The organism is Kocuria nitroreducens, from assembly GCF_042879195.1.
Classification (GTDB): domain Bacteria; phylum Actinomycetota; class Actinomycetes; order Actinomycetales; family Micrococcaceae; genus Kocuria; species Kocuria nitroreducens.
In genome coordinates this window covers 81589-102353 of the sequence record NZ_JBHZTC010000002.1, presented here as the reverse complement: position 1 = coordinate 102353, position 20765 = coordinate 81589, and the positions used below count along the sequence as shown (strand labels likewise).

At 74.8% G+C, this 20765-nt stretch carries 21 protein-coding genes, 4 tRNA genes, 1 pseudogene and 1 riboswitch; of the genes and pseudogenes, 21 read left to right on the top strand and 5 right to left on the bottom strand.

The annotated features are described in order from the left end of the window. The first annotated feature begins 74 nt into the window (after nucleotides 1-74). Complete coding sequence (locus tag ACFYE1_RS01630; protein ID WP_387739233.1) at nucleotides 75-1388, top strand: alpha/beta hydrolase family protein; 1314 nt, start codon at nucleotides 75-77, stop codon at nucleotides 1386-1388. A gap of 7 nt (nucleotides 1389-1395) precedes the next feature. Here ACFYE1_RS01630 and ybaK read toward each other — a convergent pair whose 3' ends face one another. Genes ybaK through ACFYE1_RS01615 form a run of 3 tightly spaced genes read right to left on the bottom strand, consistent with a single transcriptional unit; the run spans nucleotide 1396 to nucleotide 3265 of the window. Continuing rightward, entirely contained in the window at nucleotides 1396-1887 is a 492-nt protein-coding gene (gene ybaK / locus ACFYE1_RS01625; RefSeq protein WP_387739231.1) for a Cys-tRNA(Pro) deacylase, read from the bottom strand. Between the two features lie 17 nt (nucleotides 1888-1904). Then, nucleotides 1905-2360: a SufE family protein gene (locus tag ACFYE1_RS01620; protein ID WP_387739229.1), complete on the bottom strand. Its 456-nt coding sequence runs from the start codon at nucleotides 2358-2360 to the stop codon at nucleotides 1905-1907. Next, a complete protein-coding gene (locus ACFYE1_RS01615) occupies nucleotides 2357-3265 on the bottom strand; it encodes a sulfurtransferase (RefSeq protein ID WP_387739228.1) in 909 nt (302 codons plus the stop codon). The genes ACFYE1_RS01620 and ACFYE1_RS01615 overlap by 4 nt, the downstream gene beginning before the upstream one ends. Nucleotides 3266-3510: 245 nt before the next feature. Between ACFYE1_RS01615 and zapE the strand changes: the two genes are divergently transcribed. Further along, nucleotides 3511-4572, top strand: a complete 1062-nt coding sequence (gene zapE, locus ACFYE1_RS01610; protein WP_387739226.1) for a cell division protein ZapE — start codon at nucleotides 3511-3513, stop codon at nucleotides 4570-4572. A 164-nt stretch (nucleotides 4573-4736) separates the two neighbouring features. Here zapE and ACFYE1_RS01605 read toward each other — a convergent pair. Continuing rightward, nucleotides 4737-4808 (bottom strand) — tRNA-Val (locus ACFYE1_RS01605). A gap of 297 nt (nucleotides 4809-5105) precedes the next feature. Here ACFYE1_RS01605 and ACFYE1_RS01600 point away from each other — a divergent pair. The 17 genes and pseudogenes from ACFYE1_RS01600 (at nucleotide 5106) to ACFYE1_RS01520 (ending at nucleotide 17984) form a co-directional block, all read left to right on the top strand. Beyond that, a tRNA-Gly gene (locus tag ACFYE1_RS01600) sits at nucleotides 5106-5178 on the top strand. 60 nt (nucleotides 5179-5238) lie between these two features. After that, nucleotides 5239-5309 (top strand) — tRNA-Cys (locus tag ACFYE1_RS01595). Between the two features lie 50 nt (nucleotides 5310-5359). Then, nucleotides 5360-5434, top strand: a tRNA-Val gene (locus tag ACFYE1_RS01590). Nucleotides 5435-5643: 209 nt separating this feature from the next. Continuing rightward, on the top strand, nucleotides 5644-6498 hold the full coding sequence (locus ACFYE1_RS01585) for a cytochrome (protein ID WP_387739223.1): 855 nt from the start codon (nucleotides 5644-5646) through the stop codon (nucleotides 6496-6498). A 72-nt stretch (nucleotides 6499-6570) separates the two neighbouring features. Then, nucleotides 6571-7137: a peptide deformylase gene (gene def, locus ACFYE1_RS01580; RefSeq protein ID WP_387739221.1), complete on the top strand. Its 567-nt coding sequence runs from the start codon at nucleotides 6571-6573 to the stop codon at nucleotides 7135-7137. A gap of 38 nt (nucleotides 7138-7175) precedes the next feature. Continuing rightward, a complete protein-coding gene (fmt, locus tag ACFYE1_RS01575) occupies nucleotides 7176-8099 on the top strand; it encodes a methionyl-tRNA formyltransferase (RefSeq protein WP_387739219.1) in 924 nt (307 codons plus the stop codon). Then, nucleotides 8096-9700 (top strand): RsmB/NOP family class I SAM-dependent RNA methyltransferase, encoded by a 1605-nt coding sequence (locus ACFYE1_RS01570; protein ID WP_387739217.1) that lies wholly within the window; start codon nucleotides 8096-8098, stop codon nucleotides 9698-9700. The genes fmt and ACFYE1_RS01570 overlap by 4 nt, the downstream gene beginning before the upstream one ends. A 31-nt stretch (nucleotides 9701-9731) precedes the next feature. Then, nucleotides 9732-10397 carry a ribulose-phosphate 3-epimerase gene (gene rpe / locus ACFYE1_RS01565; RefSeq protein ID WP_387739215.1) on the top strand — a complete coding sequence of 222 codons (666 nt, stop codon included), beginning with the start codon at nucleotides 9732-9734 and terminating at the stop codon, nucleotides 10395-10397. Between the two features lie 54 nt (nucleotides 10398-10451). Further along, a riboswitch (FMN riboswitch) is annotated at nucleotides 10452-10615 on the top strand. A gap of 117 nt (nucleotides 10616-10732) precedes the next feature. Next, nucleotides 10733-11791 (top strand): bifunctional diaminohydroxyphosphoribosylaminopyrimidine deaminase/5-amino-6-(5-phosphoribosylamino)uracil reductase RibD, encoded by a 1059-nt coding sequence (ribD, locus tag ACFYE1_RS01560; protein ID WP_387739213.1) that lies wholly within the window; start codon nucleotides 10733-10735, stop codon nucleotides 11789-11791. A 140-nt stretch (nucleotides 11792-11931) separates the two neighbouring features. Further along, nucleotides 11932-12609, top strand: a complete 678-nt coding sequence (locus ACFYE1_RS01555) for a riboflavin synthase (protein ID WP_387739211.1) — start codon at nucleotides 11932-11934, stop codon at nucleotides 12607-12609. Next, nucleotides 12609-13283 carry a 3,4-dihydroxy-2-butanone-4-phosphate synthase gene (ribB, locus tag ACFYE1_RS01550; protein ID WP_387739492.1) on the top strand — a complete coding sequence of 225 codons (675 nt, stop codon included), beginning with the start codon at nucleotides 12609-12611 and terminating at the stop codon, nucleotides 13281-13283. Before ACFYE1_RS01555 ends, ribB begins: the two co-directional genes overlap by 1 nt. Then, nucleotides 13280-13903 (top strand): annotated as a pseudogene (locus ACFYE1_RS01545) (GTP cyclohydrolase II); the annotation flags it as partial. The gene ribB and the pseudogene ACFYE1_RS01545, both read left to right, overlap by 4 nt. 218 nt (nucleotides 13904-14121) lie before the next feature. After that, complete coding sequence (gene ribH, locus ACFYE1_RS01540; protein ID WP_387739210.1) at nucleotides 14122-14601, top strand: 6,7-dimethyl-8-ribityllumazine synthase; 480 nt, start codon at nucleotides 14122-14124, stop codon at nucleotides 14599-14601. A 70-nt stretch (nucleotides 14602-14671) separates the two neighbouring features. Continuing rightward, complete coding sequence (locus ACFYE1_RS01535) at nucleotides 14672-14935, top strand: phosphoribosyl-ATP diphosphatase (RefSeq protein WP_298590715.1); 264 nt, start codon at nucleotides 14672-14674, stop codon at nucleotides 14933-14935. Nucleotides 14936-14994: 59 nt separating this feature from the next. Then, nucleotides 14995-15840, top strand: a complete 846-nt coding sequence (hisG, locus tag ACFYE1_RS01530) for an ATP phosphoribosyltransferase (RefSeq protein WP_387739209.1) — start codon at nucleotides 14995-14997, stop codon at nucleotides 15838-15840. Between the two features lie 44 nt (nucleotides 15841-15884). Further along, on the top strand, nucleotides 15885-16649 hold the full coding sequence (gene hisF, locus ACFYE1_RS01525) for an imidazole glycerol phosphate synthase subunit HisF (protein ID WP_387739208.1): 765 nt from the start codon (nucleotides 15885-15887) through the stop codon (nucleotides 16647-16649). A 330-nt stretch (nucleotides 16650-16979) separates the two neighbouring features. Then, nucleotides 16980-17984 (top strand): helix-turn-helix transcriptional regulator, encoded by a 1005-nt coding sequence (locus tag ACFYE1_RS01520; RefSeq protein ID WP_387739206.1) that lies wholly within the window; start codon nucleotides 16980-16982, stop codon nucleotides 17982-17984. A 10-nt stretch (nucleotides 17985-17994) separates the two neighbouring features. On the opposite strand, the gene ACFYE1_RS01515 is transcribed toward ACFYE1_RS01520, so the two are convergent. Continuing rightward, on the bottom strand, nucleotides 17995-18453 hold the full coding sequence (locus ACFYE1_RS01515; RefSeq protein ID WP_387739204.1) for a hypothetical protein: 459 nt from the start codon (nucleotides 18451-18453) through the stop codon (nucleotides 17995-17997). Nucleotides 18454-18647: 194 nt separating this feature from the next. On the opposite strand from ACFYE1_RS01515, the gene ACFYE1_RS01510 reads away from it, so the two are divergent. After that, entirely contained in the window at nucleotides 18648-19313 is a 666-nt protein-coding gene (locus tag ACFYE1_RS01510) for a Pr6Pr family membrane protein (RefSeq protein WP_387739202.1), read from the top strand. Continuing rightward, complete coding sequence (locus ACFYE1_RS01505; RefSeq protein WP_387739200.1) at nucleotides 19279-20751, top strand: AAA family ATPase; 1473 nt, start codon at nucleotides 19279-19281, stop codon at nucleotides 20749-20751. Before ACFYE1_RS01510 ends, ACFYE1_RS01505 begins: the two co-directional genes overlap by 35 nt. The last annotated feature ends 14 nt before the right edge of the window (nucleotides 20752-20765 follow it).

Below are 20765 nucleotides of genomic sequence, written 5' to 3'. Positions count from 1 at the left end.
GGCGCGGACCGCCCGGCCAGCACAACGACGCGTCCCGCCCGGTTATGCCCGTGCCGCGTGGAAGACTGGGGGGCATGCCTCGTCGCCCCCTGCCGGTCCCCGCCGCTCCCGAGCCCCAGTCCGCGACGCAGTGGGCGCGCGGTGCCGTGGTGGGCGCGGCCGTCACCGTGGGGGCGGCGTCCCTGTCCTTCGGGCTCTCGAGCGCCGCGGCGGCCTACTTCGCGCGTCAGGTGGTGGTCCCGCCGAAGTACCGCTCCGAGGACCTGCAGATCCTGGCCGTCACCCGCACCGGCGAGGACGGCGACCCGTCCGCGACGACGCTCGTGCGGCTCCCGGCCACGGTGGACACGACCGTGGCCGGGACCTACAGCCTGCGCTTCGACGGGGGGCGTGGTCACGCCCGGATCGGTGCCATCCGTTCGTACTCCCCCCAGGAGGGGACCGTGACCCGGGTGGTCGAGGAGGTCTACTCGGGAGACCTGCTCCGGGCGACCCGCGGATTCTGGTCCGGGACGGTCTACCCGGACCCCGGGGCCGCGGGGCTGCCGTTCGAGGAGGTGGAGATCCCCATCGAGGTCGGGCCGGCGCCCTGCTGGGTGGTCCCGGCGGAGGGCGGGCCGACCCCGGAGGGCGAGCGGCCCCGGGTGCTCCCAGGACCGTGGGCGATCATGGTGCACGGGCGCGGCGCCAACCGGATGGAGACGGTCCGCGCCGTGCCGGTGGCGCGGGAGCTCGGGCTGACCTCCCTGCTGATCTCCTACCGCAACGACCGGGAGGCGCCGCCCACGCACGACTTCCGGTACGGGCTGGGCTTCACGGAGTGGAAGGACGTGCAGACGGCGATCAGCTACGCCAAGTCCCGCGGAGCCACCCAGATCGTGCTCTTCGGCTGGTCGATGGGCGGGGCGATCTCCCTGCAGACGGCGGACCTGTCCTTCTACCGGGACGACATCGCCGCGCTCGTACTCACCGGCCCGGTGGTCGACTGGTTCGAGCTGATCGCCCACCACTCCCGCACGCGCCGCATCCCCTCGGGGATCGGCCGGCTGGCCACGAACCTGATCTCCCACCCGGCAGGGCGGATGCTGACCGGGCTCGCCGCGCCGGTGGACCTCCAGGCCCTCGACTGGCTCTCCCGGTCCGAGCACCTGCGCACGCCCACCCTGGTGCTGCACTCCGTGGACGACGAGTTCGTCCCGGCGGCCAGCTCCCGCCGGCTCGCGGAGCTGAACCGGCTCGTCGAGTTCGTGCCCTTCGCCCGCGCCCGGCACACCAAGGAGTGGAACGTGGACCCGCAGCGGTGGGAGGACGCCGTGCGGCGCTGGCTGCCGGCTCGCCTGGCCCAGGACGCCCGGACCCTCGGGCCCGTGCGCGCACTGCTGCGCTGAGGCCCGGTCAGGACCGCAGCGCCGCGGTGCGACCGCCCGTGAGCCGCAGCAGCTCGGCGGGCGGCAGCTCCACGTCCAGCCCGCGCCGCCCGCCGGAGACGAGGACCGTGGACCAGGCCCCCGCGGAGTCGTCGAGCAGGGTGGGGGAGGGCGTCTTCTGGCCGAGGGGCGAGATCCCGCCCACCACGTAGCCGGTGCGCCGCTCCGCGAGCCGGGGCTCGGCGAGGGCCGCCCGCTTCCAGCCCAGGGCGGTCGCGGCCGCGCGCAGGGACAGCCGCGCGGAGACGGGCAGCACCGCGACCGCCCACTCCCGCTCGTGGACGACCAGCAGCGTCTTGAACACCTGCTCCGGGTCGCGCCCGAGGGCGGCGGCGGCCTCCAGGCCGAAGGACGCCGCCGCCGGGTCGTGGGCGTACTCGTGCAGGGTGAAGGCCACGCGCTCGCGCGCCAGGAGCGCGACGGCGGCGGTGGGGCCCGCGCCGCGGGACGCCTTCGCCATGCCGGTGCCCGGGATCCTCAGGCGTCCTGGAGCTCGCGGACGCGCCGCTTGATCCTGGCCAGCATCGCGGACATCCCGCGCATCCGCAGGGGCGACACGAGCTGGGTGAGCCCGAAGCGCTCCGGCAGGTCGTCGGGGACGTCCAGGACCTGCTGGGCCGGGAGACCGTCGAGGCCCTCGTGCAGGATCGAGGCGAATCCGCGGGTGGTCGGGGCCTCCGCCGGGGCGGAGAAGAACAGTCGCACCGGGGCACCGGGGCCGGGGACGGCGCCCTCCTCCCACTCGACCGTCAGGAACAGCGGCGACTGGCACTCGACGACCTGTTCGAGCTCCTCCGGGTGCTCGCCCAAGCGGTCCGGCAGCACCGGCAGGGAGCGCGAGAAGTCGAGCAGCAGCTCCAGCTTGTCCTCCTGCGGCACGGCCGTGAAGTCCGCGACGAGCTCCTCGAGCTGGGTGGGCAGGGCCCCGCTCACCGGGCCGACCCCGGGACCTCGCCGGGCTCCTCGCCGAGCACGATCGGCACGCGCACGGAGTTGCCCCACTCGGTCCAGGAGCCGTCGTAGTTGCGGACCTTGTCGAAGCCCAGCAGGTGCTTCAGCACGAACCACGTGTGGCTGGAGCGCTCGCCGATGCGGCAGTACGCGATGATGTCGTCGTCGTCGGAGAGCCCGACCTCGTCGCGGTAGATCGCCTCGAGCTCCTCGCGCGAGCGGAACGTGGCGTCCTCGGCGGCGGCCCGCGCCCACGGCACGGACGCCGCGGTCGGGATGTGCCCACCGCGCAGCGTGCCCTCCTGGGGGTACTCGGGCATGTGCGTGCGCTCGCCCGTGTACTCGGGCAGGGACCGGACGTCGATCAGCGGCTGATCGCCCAGGTGCGCCAGCACGTCCTCCTGGTAGGCGCGGATCGGCGCGTCGTCGCGCTCGACCACGGGGTAGTCGGCGGGCTCGGGGGTGACCTTCTCCGTGGACAGGTCCCGCCCCTCGGCGACCCACTTGTCCCGGCCGCCGTTCATGAGGCGCACGTCCGGGTGGCCGAACAGCTCGAACACCCACAGCGCGTAGGCGGCCCACCAGTTGGACCTGTCCCCGTAGACCACGATCGTGGTGTCACGGGAGATGCCCTTGCGCGCCATGAGCTCGGCGAACTCGGCCGCGTCGACGTAGTCGCGGGTGTCGGGGCGGTTGAGGTCGGTGTGCCAGTCGACCTTCACGGCTCCGGGCACGTGGCCGGTCTCGTAGAGCAGGACGTCCTCGTCCGACTCGACGACCACGACTCCCGGGTCGTCCAGGTGCTCGGCGACCCACTGGGTGGACACGAGCCTTTCGGGGTGCGCGTACTGCGCGAATTCTTCGTTGTTCTCCACGGCAACGCCCATGGGGACTCCTTCCGGGGTGGGGATCGGGGGCACGGGTCCTCGCGGACCGGCTTCCCCTCCAGGGTAGTGGCCCCGGCGGCGGGCCGTCCGCCGGGGGAGCCGCCGCGGCCCTGTCACAGCCCGTATTTCGCGGTGGGCGCACCCCGGGCGGCGGGCAGCCGGTAAAATCGCCGGAGCACGCGCGTGCGCCGCTCGGCGCGCCGAACCAGCGAACCGCCGGGCACGGCGGACAGAGAGGTCTCCCCGTGAGCATCCAGATCGAACACCTCACCGAGCGGCGCCCCCAGGTGTCGGCGGACGAACTGCTGTCGGCGTTCCGGCCCTCCGAGCGCTTCGGGGAGGTCTCGTTCGACACCTACCGCCCCGACCCGCAGCAGCCGTCCCAGGCGGAGGCGGTGCAGGAGCTGCGGAGGTTCGCGGACTCCGTCAACCGCTCGACCGGCTCCGGCGGCGGGTTCTTCACCAAGCTCTTCGGCGGTGGGCCCCGCAAGGACGAGGTCCGGACGGGGATCTACCTCGACGGCGGCTTCGGAGTGGGCAAGACCCACCTGCTCGCGTCGCTGTGGCACGCGGTGCCCGGCCCCAAGGCGTTCGGCACCTTCGTGGAGTACACCAACCTCGTGGGGGCCCTGACGTTCCGCAAGGCCGTCGACGCCCTGAGCACCTACAGCCTGGTGTGCATCGACGAGTTCGAGCTCGACGACCCCGGCGACACGGTCCTCATGTCCCGGCTGATGCGCGAGCTCGCCGACTCCGGCGTGCGGATCGCCGCGACGTCCAACACGCTGCCCGGCTCGCTCGGCGAGGGCCGCTTCGCCGCACAGGACTTCCAGCGGGAGATCCAGGTGCTGGCCGACCAGTTCGACGTGCAGCGCATCGACGGCGAGGACTTCCGCCACCGCGGCCTGCCGCAGGCCCCGGCACCGCTGTCCGACGGCGAGCTCGACCGGGCCGTGGAGGAGCACTTCTCCGGCCGGGTCGTGGCCGCCGACCGGTTCGCCGACCTCGTGGAACACCTCGCGGGCGTGCACCCCTCCCGGTACCGCAAGCTCCTCGAGGGGATCGACGCCGTGGTCTGGCGCGACGTGCACACCATCGAGCAGCAGGCCGTGGCCCTGCGCTTCGTGGTGCTGGCGGACCGGCTCTACGACAAGAACCTGCCGATCATCGCCTCCGGCAGGCCCTTCGACGAGGTCTTCACCGCGGAGATGATGGCCGGCGGCTACCAGAAGAAGTACTTCCGCGCCGTCTCGCGCCTCACGGCCCTGGCCCGCGAGGGCATCCTCGGGGACGTCTCCGCGGTCTGAGCGCCCGAGCCCGCCTCCCGTGCGCCGCCGCGCACGGCAGGCGGGCACGCCCCGTTCCGGGGTCCCGCTCCGGACCCGTGCGCACCGCGGCACCGCAGGACGGGTCCGACGACGACAGAGGGCCCCGGCTGAACTCTCAGCCGGGGCCCTCTGTGCGGTGCTCGTGCGCGATACTGGGTTCGAACCAGTGACCTCTTCGGTGTGAACGAAGCGCGCTACCACTGCGCCAATCGCGCTCACTGCTCGAAAACCATAACCCACATCCTGGCCGCGGGCCAATTCGGGGCGGGCGCGGAACGGCGGCCCCGCCGCGGCGCGGCCGCCCCGGGGATTTGGCGTTTCGGAAACGGGTCCCGTAAAGTCTCCACCTGTCAGGAACACCGACGGATCCCGGCGGGAGGAGCGACCACAAGGCCGCCCACGACCCCGAGCCCGTCGATCTCGGCACGCCCTGCTTCGGCGCGAACACCGCCGGAACGGGTTGTGCTAGAGTTCCTGATCGGACGATCGAGAGGTCGACCGAAGCACGACATGCGGACGTAGCTCAGCTGGTAGAGCACCACCTTGCCATGGTGGATGTCGCGGGTTCGACTCCCGTCGTCCGCTCGCAGTGATCGGCATGAACGATGTCGTGACCGACGGCCCTGTCCGCAAGGACCAGGTCCCGGTGGGGTGGCCGAGTGGTTAGGCAGCGGCCTGCAAAGCCGTCTACGCGGGTTCGAATCCCGTCTCCACCTCGGTGCACACCCACCACGCTCGACGGTCTCCCCCGGGAACCGCCGGTCGAGCGCGATTGGCGCAGCGGTAGCGCGCTTCCCTGACACGGAAGAGGTCACTGGTTCGATCCCAGTATCGCGCACCACCTGGAAGGCCCCGGCTCCACGAGCCGGGGTCTTCGTCGTGCCCGCGCTCCGCCCCGGGCCGGCACCGGGACCACGACCGGGGTGGGCACCGCCCCGCGGGCGCCGCCGCGTCCCGTGTCCGAGGCGGTCGGTAGCCTGCGGGCCAGGACCCGGAGCATCGGGACCGCCCCGGGCCCCGGGGCGACGCGAGGGAGAGGCGACGAGCAGCGTGACACAGCCCAGGCTGGCGGAACAGACCGAGTACGGACGGATGTACGCGAGGTCCGTCGCGGACCAGGCGACCGTCCCCTCCATCACCACGGTCCTCTCCCGGGCCGCCACGGACCTGGACGGCTGGTACGGCTACACCGCCGCGCAGGCCGCCGTGCGGGACGACCGGCTGCGCGCGGCCCTGGGCTCCCCGGCCCAGCTGCGCGCCGTGGTGCGCGACGCGGCCAAGGCCGCCGAACGGCACCGCGACGAGGCCGCGGCGCGCGGGGACCGCGTGCACACCTACGCCGAGCAGATCGCCCTGCGGGCCCTCGGCCGGCCCCACCGGGCGGCGGACGCGCGGGCCGCCCTGGCCGAGCACGGCGAGGAGCGCTTCGCCTCGCGCTTCGACGAGTGGTGGGACCTCTACGCCCCCGAACCGCTCGCGGTGGAGGTCACGGTGTGGAACTCCACCGTGGGCTACGCGGGTACCCTCGACCTCGTGGCCCGGATCGCGGGCAAGGTATGCCTGATCGACTACAAGACGAAGGGCACGGACCGGGACGGGCGCGTGAAGTCCCTCGACCCCAAGGTCGTCACCCAGCTCGTGGCCGGGCTCAAGGCGGAGGAGTCCCTGGTGGACGCGGAGTCCGGCACCTGGGAGCCGTGGGCGTACGGCGGCGCGGACCTGTTGCTGGGCGTGGCGGTCGGCGAGACGGAGGTCGTTCCCGTGCAGGCCGTCCCGGCGGTGCTCGAGCAGCACTGGTACAAGTTCTGCGCCCTGCACCGGCTGTGGACCCAGGAGACGGCCCTCGCCGCGGCCGGCCCGGCCCTGCGACCCGTGCCGCCGCCGCCGCTGCGCGAGCAGCCGTAGGCCCGGAGCGCCCCGCGTGCTCGCGGGGACGGGCGGCCCGTAGACTTGCCGGGTCGAGAGCGAGGTCCCTCCATGTCCGTCCTGCCCATCCGCACCATCGGTGACCCCGTCCTGCGCACCCGCGCGGAGGAGGTCACGGCCTTCGACGACGCCCTGCGCCGCCTCGTCGCGGACATGCACGAGACGATGCTGGACGTCGGGGGCGTCGGCCTCGCCGCGCCCCAGATCGGCGTCAGCGTGCGGCTGTTCACCTGGGCGGTCGAGAGCAGCGAGGGGCACGTGGTCAATCCGGTCCTGGAGCTGGGCGAGGAGCCCCAGGAGGGCGGCGAGGGCTGCCTCTCCGTCCCGGGCCTGGCCTACGACACCCCGCGCCGGAACTGGGCCCGGGTCACCGGCCTCGACCAGCACGGCGCGCCCGTGACCGTCGAGGGCACCGGGCTGCTGGCGCGCTGCCTGCAGCACGAGACCGACCACCTGGACGGGCGGCTCTACGTCGACCGGCTGATCGGTGCCGCCAGGAAGGACGCGATGCGGGCCATCCGCGCCGCCGACTACGACGGCGTGGTGCGCGGCGTGGCCGGGCAGCGCGCCGCGCACGTGGGCACCTCCTTCGGCGCCGCCCCGTCCCGCCCGGCCTGAGCACGGCCCCGCCCCGTCCCCCACCCGTCAGGAGAGCCGTGAAGATCCTCTACGCCGGCACGCCGTCCGCCGCCGTGCCGTCCCTGGTCCACCTGGCCGAGCGGCCCGATGTCGAGATCGTGGCCGTCCTCACCCGCACCGACGCGCCCGTGGGGCGCAAGAAGGTGCTCACCCCCTCAACCGTGGCCGAGGAGGCCGCGCGGCGGGGCCTGCCCGTCCTCAAGGCCAACCGGGTGGACGCAGAGTTGACGGAGCGGATCCGGGGACTGGGCGCGCACGCCGCCGCCGTCGTCGCCTACGGGGCCCTGGTGCCGCAGGCCGCCCTGGACGCCGTGCCGCACGGCTGGATCAACCTGCACTTCTCCCTGCTGCCGCAGTGGCGCGGCGCCGCCCCCGTCCAGCGCGCCCTCATGGCCGGGGACACGGTGGTCGGGGCCAGCACCTTCCTGCTGGAGGCGGGCCTGGACACCGGGCCCGTCCTCGGCACGATGACCGACGAGGTCCGTCCCGACGACACCGCCGGGACGGTCCTGGAGCGGCTGTCCCGCACCGCGGCGCCGCTGCTGGCGGACTCCCTGCGCGCCGTGGTCGACGGCTCGGCCCGCCCGGCCCCGCAGCAGGGCGACGTGACCCACGCCCCGAAGCTCACCGCCGAGGACGGGCGGGTCCGCTGGACGGACCCCGCCGTGGCCGTGGCCCACCGGGTGCGCGGGGCGACCCCCGAGCCCGGGGCGTGGACCCGGCTCGACGACCGCCGGCTCAAGCTCGACCGCGTGGTGCCCCGGCCCGACGTCCGGGACCTCGCCCCGGGCCGGTGCGTCCTGCGCGGGAACGCCGTGCTCGTGGGCACGGGCTCGTACGCGGTCCAGCTCACCAGGGTGCAGCCGGCGGGGAAGACGATCATGGAGGCCACCGCCTGGGCGCGGGGCCGCAGCACGGAGGACGAGGTGGTGTTCCAATGAGCGAGCGCGAGGACGGGCGGCGCGGCGACCGACGAGGCGACCGCGACCGTCGACCGGCAGGCGCGCGGCGCAACGCGAGGGGGCACGAGCGCAACCGGCGGGCGCAGTCCGACCGGGCCTTCTCCTCCTCGGCACCCGCGGGGCGGACGCGGCGGGCCGATCCGGCCCGGCTGACGGCGTTCGAGACCCTGCGCGCGGTGTCCGAGGAGGGCGCCTACGGCAATCTCGTGCTCCCGAAGCTCGTGCGGACCCACCGCCTGGACCGCCGGGACGCGGGCTTCGCCACGGAGCTGGCCTACGGCGCGCTGCGCCGGCAGGGCACCTGGGACGCCGTGCTGGCCCGGTGCGTCGACCGCCCGCTGGGCGAGCTCGACGGCGCGGTGCTCGACGCCCTGCGCCTGGGCACCCACCAGCTGCTGGCCATGCGGGTGCCCGACCACGCGGCCATCGACCAGACGGTGGGCCTCGTCCGGGCCGTCGTCGGGGCGGGCCCCGGTGGGCTCGTCAACGCGGTGCTGCGCAAGGTCGCGGCGCGGGACCTGTCCGAGTGGGTCGCGGAGCTGACCGCCGACGCCACCGACGAGACCGCGCGCCTCGGCCTGGCCCACTCCCACCCGGCGTGGGTGGTCCGGGCCCTGCGCCAGGCACTCACCGCCCACGGTCGGGACGCCGCCGAGATCGAGGCCCTGCTCGAGGCGGACAACGACGCCCCCGTGGTCAACCTCGTGGCCCTGCCCGGTCTCGGCGACCTCGGCGAGGCCCTCGCCGCGGGCGCGGAGCAGGGGACCCTCGTCCCGGGCTCCGTGCTCAGCAGCGGCGGCGACCTGCACCGGCTGGCGTCCGTGCGCGAGGGCGGGGTCCGCGTCCAGGACGCCGGCTCCCAGCTCGTGGCCCGCGCCCTGGTCGCCGCCGGGCAGGGCCCCGGGGGGCAGGACGCCGACGGCGGGGCGGAGGGCGGGCGCTGGCTGGACCTGTGCGCCGGCCCGGGCGGGAAGGCCGCTCTGCTCGCGGCGCTCGCCGACCGGCAGGGGGCTCACCTGACGGCCAACGAGGTGGCCCCGCACCGGGCCGAGCTCGTGCGCCGGGCCCTGCGGCCGGTCCCGGAGCGCGCCTGGACGGTGCGCACGGGGGACGGCCGCAGCACCGACGAGCTGCTCGAGGGCCGCCCCGTGGAGGCGGCCGGCTTCGACCGGGTGCTCGTCGACGCCCCGTGCACGGGCCTCGGAGCGCTGCGCCGCCGCCCGGAGTCCCGCTGGCGGCGCAGCCCCCGGGACCTGGCCGAGCTCGGGCCGCTGCAGCGGGAGCTGCTGCACGCCGCTCTGGACGTGGCCCGCCCCGGCGGACTGGTCGCCTACGCGACCTGCTCCCCGCACGCGGCCGAGACCCTCACCGTGGTCCAGGACGTGCTGGCCGGGCGCCGGGACGCCGAGCTGGTCGACGCCCTGGAACCGGTCCGGGCCGCGGCCCTGCCCGGCAGCCTCGACGCGGACCGCGACCCGTCCCGCCCGTGGGAGGGCGGCGCCGGCCCCGCGACCGTCCAGCTGTGGCCGCACGTCCACGGCACGGACGCCATGTTCCTGGCGCTGCTGCGCAAGCGCTGACGCCCCGACCGACCACCCACCAGGAGTCCCCGTGTCCCGACACTGCATCCATCCCTCGATCCTCTCCGCCGACTTCGTCAACCTCGAGGCCGAGCTGGGCCGGATCGCCGACGCCGACGCCGTGCACGTGGACGTCATGGACAACCACTTCGTGCCGAACCTCACCCTCGGCATGCCGCTCGTGGAGCGGATCCTCGCGGTCAGCCCCCTCCCGCTGGACGTGCACCTGATGATCGAGGACGCGGACCGCTGGGCCGCCGGCTACGCCGAGCTCGGCTGCGAGTCGGTCACCTTCCACGCCGAGGCCGCGCGCGCCCCGCTGAAGCTGGCCCGCGAGCTGCGCGCCCACGGCGCCCGGGCCGGGATGGCACTGCGCCCCGCGACCCCCGTGGAGCCGTACCTCGACCTGCTGCCGGAGCTGGACATGCTCCTGGTCATGACGGTGGAGCCGGGCTTCGGCGGACAGGCCTTCCTGGACGTCACCCTGCCGAAGATCCGGCGGGCCGCCGAGGCGATCCGGGCGGGCGGGGGCCGGGTGGCCCTGCAGGTGGACGGCGGGATCACGGCGGAGACCATCGTGCGGGCCGCGGAGGCGGGGGCCGACACGTTCGTGGCGGGCTCCGCCGTCTACGGCGCGGAGGATCCCGGGGCCGCGATCACGGCCCTGCGCGGGGCGGCCCGCGCCGCCCAGGCCTGAGCCGGCCGGCCGCGGGCCGCACCGGCGCTCCCTGTGTCATAATCGGGGCACGAACAACGTGTTCCGGGGTCGGTGGAAGTCCGAACCGGCGGTCACAGTCCGCGAACCGGACGACCACGTCCGTGCGGGAGCCCAGCTCCGGCACCGGTGGGTCGCCCGGCCGAACCGGTGGAACTCCGGTGCCGACAGTCACAGTCTGGATGGAAGGCAACACGTTCAACGGCCCTCGTGGCGTGCCGTCGACGGCACCTGCCGCGGCGCCGTCCGGATCCGCGGGTCCCGACGGCGGCACCGTTGTCCTGCGCCCCGGAACCACTCCGGGAAAGGACGACGCGATGGACCCGCAGCACCGGACCGGCGACGACGCCGAGCGGTCGGTCATGCGGACCGCCCTGCACGCGGCGGCGCGCGGCCCGCGCGGGGCCAATCCTCTCGTCGGAGCCGTTCTCGTCGACGTCGACGGCCGGATCCTGCACGTCGGCCACCACCGCGGGGCCGGCACCGTCCACGCCGAGATCGAGGTCCTGGAGCGCGCCGGGTCCGCCGGCACCGACCTGCGCGGCACCTCCCTGTACGTGACCCTTGAACCGTGCAACCACTGGGGCCGCACCGGTCCGTGCGCCGAGGCGATCGTGGAGGCGGGCGTGCCCCGGGTGGTCTACGGCGCCCCCGACCGCACGGCCGCCGCCGCCGGCGGAGCCGCCACCCTGCGCGCGGCGGGCCTTGAGGTCCGTTCGGGGCTGCTGGCCGAGGAGGCGGAGCGGCTCAACGACCGCTGGGGCGAGACGGTGCGCGCCCAGCGCCCGTTCGTGACCCTCAAGGTCGCCCAGAGCCTCGACGCCCGGATCGCCGCCGCGGACGGGACCAGCCGGTGGATCACCTCGTCGTCGGCCCGTGAGCACGGCCACGACCTGCGCGCCCGTGCCGACGCCGTGCTCGTGGGCAGCGGCACGGTCCTCGCCGACGACCCCCGGCTCACCGCCCGCACCGACGACGGCGGCGTCGTCCCGCGGCAGCCCCTGCGCGTGGCGATGGGCCTGCGCCCCGTGCCCCCGGGCGCCGCGATCCGCGGGACCGACGGGCGTTTCCGGCACGTCGCGACCCACGACCCCCACTCCGCCCTGGCCGAGCTCTACGAGGCCGGCGTGCGCCACGTCCTCATCGAGGGCGGGGCCACCGTGGCAGCAGGCTTCCTGCGCGCCGGACTCGTCGACGAGCTCAGCCTCTACCAGGCGCCCCTCGTGCTCGGAGCGGGACGGCCCGCCTTCGAGGAGCTGGGCATCGGCACCCTCGCGGACGCCTCCCGCTGGCGGCTCGACCCCGCCGGTGGCGGGCCCGTGCAGCAGCTCGGCCAGGACCTGTGGATCCACCTGCGGCCCGTCCCGCCGGACTGAGGGGCGCCCGGCCCACCGCAGCACGGCCGCCCCGACCCCAGCACCGTCCCAGGACCCGGGTCGTCACGAGCCGGAGCGCCCGGGACACCGGCACCGGAGACCGAGAGACCGAAAGACCCGAGAGACAGAGGAAGCACCGCATGTTCACAGGAATCGTCGCCGGCCAGGGCACCGTGCGCTCGGTCGACCCCCGGCCGGACGGCACGAGCGCCCGCCTCCTCGTGGAGGCCGGGCCGCTCGTGGCCGACCTGCCGCACGGCGGCTCCCTCGCCGTCAACGGGGTCTGCCTCACCGCCACCCGCACCCAGGAGATCGGCTCCGGGCAGTTCCTCGCCGACGTCATCGGCGAGACGCTCGCGCGCACCAATCTCGGGGCGCTGACCGCCGGAGACACCGTGAACCTGGAGCGCTGCGTGCCCGCCGGCGGGCGGCTCGACGGGCACGTGGTCCAGGGCCACGTTGACGGGACGGGCACCGTCTCGGTCCGGGAGGACCTGGGGGAGTGGGAGCGGGTCCGGGTCGCCGTGCCCGGCGAACTGGCCCCTTACGTCGCCGAGAAGGGGTCCATCGCCGTGGACGGCGTGTCCCTCACCGTGACGGCGGTCAGCGCGCCCGGTGCCGCGGAGCACTGGTTCGAGATCGGGCTCATCCCGGCCACCCTCGCCGAGACCACCCTCGGACGCCGCCCCGTCGGCGCGTCCGTCAACCTCGAGGTCGACGTCCTGGCGAAGTACGCCCAGCGCCTGCTGGCGTTCGCCCGGACCGACAGCACCCCGGCGCCGGAGACGGTCCGGTCCACGGCAGGAGAAGGAGCATGATGCGGACCAGCAGCACCCACGAGGGGACGGGCCCCGGGGGGGACGGGACGACGGGGGAGATCCGGCTCGACCCCGTGGACGCGGCCGTCGAGGCCATGGCCCAGGGGCGGCCGGTCGTCGTCGTCGACGACGCCGACCGGGAGAACGAGGGCGACATCGTCTTCGCGGCCGAGCACGCGACGCCCGCGCTGATGGGCTTCACCGTCCGGCACACCTCCGGGGTCGTGTGCGTGCCCATGACCGGGGCGCGGGCCGACGCGATGCGGCTGCCCCCGATGGTCGTCGTCAACGAGGACTCGAAGGGCACCGCCTACACCGTCACGTGCGACGCCCGCCTCGGGGTGAGCACCGGCATCAGCGCCGCCGACCGCGCGCTCACCGCCCGGGTGCTCGCCGACCCCGCGGCCGGGCCCGGGGACATCACCCGGCCCGGGCACGTGCTGCCCCTCCGCGCCGCCGACGGCGGGGTCACCGTCCGCCGCGGGCACACCGAGGCCGCCGTGGAGCTGTGCTCCCTCGCGGGCCTCGAGCCGGTCGGCGTGATCGCCGAGCTCGTCCACGACGAGGGCGAGATGATGCGCCTGCCCGCCCTGCGCGCCTTCGCCGACCGGCACGGCATCCCGCTCGTGAGCATCGAGGACCTGGCGGCGCAGCTGCAGGAGGGCCGCCGATGAGGCCGGACCACCCCCTGGTCAGCACCGAGCCCGTGGTCGTGCCCACGCCTGAGGGGCGGTTCGAGGTGATCGGCTGGCAGCTGCCGGGCGCACCCGGGGATCCGGTCGCCGAGCACCTCAGCCTCACCGCGCCGTCCTCGGACCGCGTGCCCGTGGGCCGGCCGCCGCTCGTGCGGCTGCACTCCGAGTGCCTCACCGGCGACGTCTTCGGGTCCTACCGGTGCGACTGCGGGCCCCAGCTGCATCTGGCGCTGCGGCGGATCGCCGACGACGGCGGCACCCTGCTCTACCTGCGCAACCACGAGGGCCGGGGGATCGGACTGGTCAACAAGCTCCGCGCCTACAAGCTCCAGGACGGGGGCGCGGACACGATCGAGGCGAACGAGCTGCTCGGCCTGCCCGCCGACGCCCGGGACTACACCGCGGCGGCGGCCATCCTGCACCGGCTCGGGCTGACCCGGATCCGGCTGCTCAGCAACAACCCCGCCAAGGCCGAGCGGCTGGCCGACCTGGGGATCGACGTCGTCACCATGGTGCCCAACGAGGTACCGGCACGCCCGGAGAACCACGACTACCTCGTGACCAAGCGGGACCGCATGCGGCACCGCCTGCGCCACGTCGACGACCCCACCGCCCGCCGCGGCGAAGCGGCGGACCCCGCCGACCGGGCCTACAGCACGACCGACCGCACCATCGACCGCACCATCGACCGCACCATCGACCGCACCATCGACCGCACCATCGACCGCACCATCGACCGCACCATCGACCGCACCATCGACCGCACCATCGACCGCACCATCGACAGCACCATCGACAGCACAGGAGACCTCACCCCATGAGCGGACACGGAGCCCCCGACATCGACCTCAGCACCGCCGACGCGAGCGGCCTGCGCGTCGCCGTCGTCGCCTCGAGCTGGCACACGGAGATCATGGACGGGCTCGTCGACGGAGCCCGCCGCGCGCTCGCCGACGCCGGCGTGCGGGACGCGCCGGTCGTGCGCGTGCCCGGCAGCTTCGAGCTGCCCGTCGCCGCGGCCCGCCTCGCCCCGGGCCTGGACGCCGTGGTGGCCCTCGGCGTGGTCGTGCGCGGCGGCACCCCGCACTTCGACTACGTGTGCTCCGCGGCCACGCAGGGCCTCACGGACGTGTCGGTGCGCACCGGCGTGCCCGTGGGCTTCGGCGTGCTCACGTGCGACACCGAGCAGCAGGGACTGGACCGCGCCGGGCTCGAGGGTTCCCAGGAGGACAAGGGCTACGAGGCCACGGCCGCCGCGGTGCGGACCGCGCTGCTGCTGCGCTCACTCGGCGTCTGAGCCCGGCTCCGTGGGCCGTGCGGGTCCCGGCCGGTCGGGAGGCCGTCGCGGACCCATTACCCTGGTAGTCGTGAAAACCTTCGAGACCCTCTTCGCCGAGATCAGCGACAAGGCCGTGACCCGACCGGAAGGCTCCGGCACGGTCCGGGAGCTCGACACCGGCGTGCACGGCATCGGCAAGAAGGTCGTCGAGGAGGCCGCCGAGGTCTGGATGGCATGCGAGTACGAGACCTCGGAGCAGGCCGCGGAGGAGATCTCGCAGCTGCTCTACCACCTGCAGGTGATGATGGTCGCGAAGGGCTTGCGGCTCGAGGACGTCTACCGCCACCTGTGAGCGGCCCGCCGCACCGGCGTCCCCGCCCCACCGAAGCCCCGAAGCCGAGAAGGAACCCCATGCTGCGTGTCGCAGTGCCCAACAAGGGCGCCCTGTCCGAGTCCTCCGTCACCATGCTCAAGGAGGCCGGCTACCGGCAGCGGCGGGACTCCCGCGAGCTGGTGCTCGTCGACCCCGAGAACAGCGTCGAGTTCTTCTACCTGCGCCCCCGCGACATCGCGGTGTACGTGGGCGGGGGCATCCTCGACGTCGGGATCACCGGCCGGGACCTGCTCCTGGACTCGGGCGCCCACGCCGACGAGGACCTCGGGCTGGACTTCGCCCGGTCCACGTTCCGCTTCGCGGGCCCGGCGGGCGAGTTCTCCTCGATCGCCGAGCTGGCGGGCCGGCGGATCGCCACGAGCTACGACGGCCTGCTGCGCGACTACCTCGCCGAGCGGGGTGTGGAGGCCGACGTGGTCCGCCTCGACGGCGCCGTGGAGTCCTCCATCCGGCTGGGCGTGGCCGACGCCATCGCCGACGTCGTGGAGACCGGCAACACCCTGCGCGCCGCGGGCCTGCAGGTCTTCGGCGACCCCATCATGACCTCCGAGGCGCTGCTCATCCGCAGCCGCGCCGCCGCGGAGCCCGAGGGCCTGGCCGTGCTGCGGCGGCGCCTGCAGGGCGTGCTCGTGGCCCGGCAGTACGTGCTGATGGACTACGACGTGGCTGAGGAGTACGTCGAGGCCGCCACCCGGATCACCCCCGGCATGGAGGGACCCACCATCTCCCGGCTCGGCCGCGGCAACGCCTGGGCCGTGCGCGCCATGGTCCCCAAGTCCGAGACCAACAAGGTCATGGACGCCCTCTACGACGTCGGGGCCCGCGCCATCCTGGTCTCCCCGATCCAGGCCGCCCGGATCTGAGCCTCCCTTCCCGCCCCATCCCCGCAGCCGAGGAGGTGCCGCCCGTGGGCGTTGCCGTACGTGTCATCCCGTGCCTGGACGTCGACGCCGGTCGAGTCGTCAAGGGCGTGAACTTCGAGAACCTGCGCGACGCCGGTGACCCGGTGGAGCTCGCCAAGCGCTACAACGAGGCCGGCGCGGACGAGCTGACGTTCCTCGACGTCACGGCGTCCTCGGCGGCCCGCGCCACGACCTTCGACGTGGTCTCCCGCACCGCCGAGCAGGTCTTCATTCCGCTCACCGTGGGCGGCGGCGTCCGCGCGGTCGCCGACGTCGACCGGCTGCTGCGCTGCGGCGCCGACAAGGCATCCATCAACACCGCCGCGGTCGCCCGCCCCGGGGTCATCGACGAGATCACCGGGCACTTCGGCAGCCAGGTGCTCGTCCTCTCCCTCGACGCCCGGCGCACGGGCAACACGCCCTCGGGCTTCGAGGTCACGACCCACGGGGGCCGCACGCTGACCGGCCTCGACGCCCTGGACTGGGCGCAGGAGGCCGAGGACCGCGGCGTGGGGGAGATCCTGCTCAACTCCATGGACGCGGACGGCACCCAGGCGGGCTTCGACCTGGAGATGATCCGGGCCGTGCGCACACGGGTGCACGTGCCCCTGATCGCCTCCGGCGGCGCGGGTGCCCCCGAGCACTTCCCGCCGGCCGTGGTCGCGGGCGCCGACGCCGTGCTGGCCGCCTCGATCTTCCACTTCGGACCCGTGCACGCGATCGCCGAGGTCAAGGACGCGCTGCGCGCCGCGGGCCACCAGGTCCGGTGACCGACCCCCGTGGCCCGGGACGCCCGCCCGGCGTAGAGTCGACACAGAGCTGACGACAGTCGCTCGACAGGCCGACCCGAAGGAGAGTCACCGTGGGACTGAACAGCATCATCAGGAGCGTCACCGGTCGTGCGGGCGGGGGGACCGCCGGTCGTGCCGGCGGAGGTCGCCGGGGCACCCGCGGACTGAACGCCGCCGGCCAGGCGGGCGCGGGCAGGACCGGCGGCCGCGGCCTCGGGGGCAAGCTGCGAGGCCTCCTCAACCGCCGATAGCACACCGTGCGAGGGCGGCCCCGTCCCGGGGCCGTTCCTCCACGTGCCGAGAACACCGGTGACCACGTCGGAGACGCCCGGACCGGAGGACGACTCCCGCACCGCGGAGGAGCCCGTCCGCCGGACGTCGTTCGCCACGCACGACGCCGACCGGGGCATCGCCGCCATGTCCGAGCTGTACACGGGCCTCGGCATGCGCGCGCCCACGGACGGCTCGTTCGAGTTGCGCATCGCCGCGGCCTCGGTGGGCCCGCTCCTGGCCCACCGGTTCCGGCTGTCCACCTCCGAGTCCTCCGGCACGGGAGACGTCTCGGGCACGTACTCGGTCGTGCACGTGCTGACCGGGAACCTGACGGTCAGCTCCGGGAAGGAGCGCATCGCCACGCCGCTGCCGTTCCTGCTGCCGCAGGGACTCTACGGCGGCCGGTGGGACGGGCTCCTGGAGCTGAGCACCGTGGTCCTCGATGCCCGTTCCGTCGAGGACACCGCGCGGGAGCTGCTCGGCGCGCCGGCCTTCGGGCTGCACTTCACGGGCAGCACGCCCGTGTCCCCGCAGATGACGCGGTACTGGCTCGCCCAGGTCCGGCACTTCCACCGGGACCTGCTGCCCAACACGGAGGCCCTGCGCACGCCCCTGGTGCGGGCCGAGGCGTTCCGGTCGCTGGCCGGGGCCCTGCTGCACTGCTTCCCGAACACCTTCCTGGCGCAGCCAGCGCCGTCCGAGAGCACGTCGGCTCTGCCGGCGCAGCTGCGCCGGGCGGTCGCCTTCGTCGACGAGCACCTGCACGAGGACATCGGTCTCGCCGAGATTGCCGCGGCGGCACGGATGAGCCCCCGCGGGCTGCAGGCCGCTTTCCGCCGTGAGCTCGGCCGCACCCCCGTCGGCTACCTGCGGGAGGCACGCCTGGACGCCGCCCGCGGGGACCTGCTCGGCGCCGACCCGGCCGCGGGCACGACGGTCGCGGCCGTCGCGACCCGCTGGGGCTTCGCCCATGCCGGGCGCTTCGCGACCGCCTACCGGGCCCGGTTCGGGGAGCCGCCCGGCACCACGCTGCACCGCTGAACCCTCCGGCTCAGCCCGCGTCCCGGCAGGTCCCGTCCAGCCAGCCCCGCACGGGGGCCAGCGCCTCGTCGAGCGCCTGCCCGTCGAACCGTGCCGAGGGGTCCTCCTCCAGCGCCTCGCCGTAGGAGTCGACCAGCATCCGCACCCGCGCGAAGTCCGCGGCCAGCGCCGGAGGGGCGGCGTCGTGCACGGCCTCGACCTCGTCCTCGACGTCCTGGACCTCCGCCACGGTCGGGCCGGCCGAGAGGCCGGCCGGGAGCAGGGCGAGCGCCAGGAGGTCGTCGGCGACCGCCGCGCACGCCTCCCGCCGGTCCGGATAGGCGCCCCACGGGCCGTCCGTGGCCGGAGTGGACGGCGCGGCGGGGGAGGTCGCGGTCGAGGACGCCGTGGCGGAGCCGGTCGGGAGGACCGGCGCGCCGGGGCCCCCGCACCCGCAGAGCACCGCGACGGCGAGCGCCGCCGTCAACATGCCGGGGGCCGCACGCGGCCACCCCGTCGCCGTCCTGGGATGCATCGTCTCGGTGTCCCGCCCGCCGTCGCCGAACTGGTCCTGCTCCCACCTTAGGCCCCGCCGCCCCGGCCCGGCAGGGCGACGGGGCCGGAGAGACCGCCGGCCGCCGGGACTCCTATCCTGGAGCCCGGAGGGGCGGGAGGAGGTCGAACGTGCGACTCGTCGTCGTCGTTGCCCGGGCCTGCGCCCTGGCGGTCGCGGTCTGGGCCCTGGTCTCCCGGTCCGACTGCGCGTTCGTGACGCGCACCTGCCTGGGGTCGAACCTGTTCAGCTACTTCACGGTCCACAGCGCCGTGCTGCTGATCCTGGCCGTGCTGCTGGCCCTGCTGCACACCCTGGCCCGTGCCGTGGAGCCGGGCTGGCTGACGGGGCTCCGGGCGATGGCCACCACCTACTCGGTGGTGTCCGGGACGGTGTTCGGAGTGCTGCTCGCCAACGCGGAGCTGTTCGGCCACCTCTTCCTCGTCCCGCTGTCCTCGCAGGTGCTGCACTTCGTGCTGCCCCTCTACGCCGTGGCCGACTTCCTGCTGGGCCCCGGCCGCCGGCGGCTGCGCTGGGCCTCCACCTGGGCGTCCACCGTGTTCCCTGCGCTGTGGGCCGTGTACACCCTGGTCCGGGGCCGGATGGTGGGCTGGTACCCGTACTTCTTCCTCGACCCCGACCTGGTGGGCGGCTACCGGGCGGTGGGCACCTACGCCCTCGGGCTGTCCGTGCTCATCCTCGCGGTGTCCTTCCTGACCGTTGCCGCCACCCGTCTGCCCGCCGTCCCGGTAGGGTCGACCCATGGACGACTCCGCCCCCGCCGGCACCACCCGTGACCCGGACGACGCCCAGCTCCTGCGCGCGCTCCGACGCCTGGTGGACCGCCTCTCCGCCCTGCCGCCCGAGCGCGGGGACGAGCCCACGCCGCTCGGGCGGCACCTGTCCGCCGTGCTCGGGGCGGACGTGCGCACCCTGCCGGTGGTCTCGGAGGACTTCGCCCCGCACCGCCTCGCCGACGTCGACATCGCCCTCGCCGAGCTGGCGGGGAACGGGCCCGCCTCCCTCCTCGGCGTCAGCGGCGGCCAGAGCCGCCACGACCTCGGCCTCGCCGAGCTGCTCACGGCCCCGTACTCCGGGGCCGACGTCGGCCCCGTCGACTACGCGACCCGGGCCACGGGCCCGGACACGGAACGGCAGGTCGTCGCGTTCGGCATCCGCTGCCTCACCGTGGACGGCGTGCCGGTGGCCGTGCTCCAGCGCATGCCCCGGCCCGAGTACGGCCGTACCAGGGTGGTCCTGGAGGTGCTCGCGGCGGACCCCGCCGTCTGCGGCACGTTCCTGACCCGGCTGCGGGCGCTGATGCTCGAGCGCAGCGTGCTGCGCGGCCAGGTGCTCTCGTTCGCCGCCACCGAGTACGGCAGCGAGGCCGGGGCCACGTTCCTGCCGCGCCCGCACGTGCCCGCCGACGGGATCGTGCTGCCTGCCGGTCTGCTGGAGCAGGTCGTGGGGCACGTCGTGGGCATCGGGGAGCACCGCGACGCGCTCCGGGCCGCGGGCCAGCACCTCAAGCGCGGCATCCTGCTCCACGGCCCGCCGGGCACCGGCAAGACCCTCACGGTCCGGCACCTGCTCTCCGTCACCCCGGGGACCACCGCGATCCTGCTGACCGGGTCGAGCCTGCACCTCATCGGGGCCGCCGCAGAGGTGGCCCGCACCTTCCAGCCGTCGCTCGTGGTGCTCGAGGACGTCGACCTCGTGGCGATGGACCGGGACTTCGGGGCCGGGCCCGACCCGGTGCTCTTCGAGGTGCTCGACGCCCTGGACGGGCTCGACGGCGACGCCGACGTCGCGTTCCTGCTCACGACCAACCGGGTGGCCGTGCTGGAGCGGGCGCTCGCCGAGCGGCCGGGCCGCGTGGACCTCGCCGTCGAGGTGCCGCTGCCGGACGCGGACGCCCGGTCCCGGCTGTTCCACCGGTACGCGGGGGAGCAGAGCTTCTCCGCCGCCGCCCTCGAGGCCGCGGCGGCGCGCGCGGAGGGGACCACCGGGTCCTTCCCGAAGGAGCTCGTCCGCCGGGCCGTCCTCGCGGCGGCCGTGCGGGGCGAGGACGCGACGGACGCGGACCTGACCGCCGCCCTCGACGAGCTCCTCTCCGGCCGGGAGGCGCTGACCCGCCGGCTGCTCGGCCACGCGGACGCCACGGAGTTCCCGGACGAAGGCACGGACGAGGAGACGGACGGGCTCCAGGGGGACGACCTGCCGGAGCACTTCTGACGGCTCCGGCGGGC

Bases quoted from the DNA above. Each gene is read 5' to 3' on its own strand.
- ACFYE1_RS01505 (WP_387739200.1), top strand. From the start codon at position 19,279: ATGGACGACTCCGCCCCCGCCGGCACCACCCGTGACCCGGACGACGCC.
- ribD (WP_387739213.1), top strand. From the start codon at position 10,733: ATGGACCCGCAGCACCGGACCGGCGACGACGCCGAGCGGTCGGTCATG.
- ACFYE1_RS01555 (WP_387739211.1), top strand. From the start codon at position 11,932: ATGTTCACAGGAATCGTCGCCGGCCAGGGCACCGTGCGCTCGGTCGAC.
- ACFYE1_RS01515 (WP_387739204.1), bottom strand. From the start codon at position 18,453: ATGTTGACGGCGGCGCTCGCCGTCGCGGTGCTCTGCGGGTGCGGGGGC.
- ribH (WP_387739210.1), top strand. From the start codon at position 14,122: ATGAGCGGACACGGAGCCCCCGACATCGACCTCAGCACCGCCGACGCG.
- ACFYE1_RS01615 (WP_387739228.1), bottom strand. From the start codon at position 3,265: ATGGGCGTTGCCGTGGAGAACAACGAAGAATTCGCGCAGTACGCGCAC.
- def (WP_387739221.1), top strand. From the start codon at position 6,571: ATGTCCGTCCTGCCCATCCGCACCATCGGTGACCCCGTCCTGCGCACC.
- hisG (WP_387739209.1), top strand. From the start codon at position 14,995: ATGCTGCGTGTCGCAGTGCCCAACAAGGGCGCCCTGTCCGAGTCCTCC.
- ACFYE1_RS01570 (WP_387739217.1), top strand. From the start codon at position 8,096: ATGAGCGAGCGCGAGGACGGGCGGCGCGGCGACCGACGAGGCGACCGC.
- ybaK (WP_387739231.1), bottom strand. From the start codon at position 1,887: ATGGCGAAGGCGTCCCGCGGCGCGGGCCCCACCGCCGCCGTCGCGCTC.
- ribB (WP_387739492.1), top strand. From the start codon at position 12,609: ATGCGGACCAGCAGCACCCACGAGGGGACGGGCCCCGGGGGGGACGGG.
- ACFYE1_RS01630 (WP_387739233.1), top strand. From the start codon at position 75: ATGCCTCGTCGCCCCCTGCCGGTCCCCGCCGCTCCCGAGCCCCAGTCC.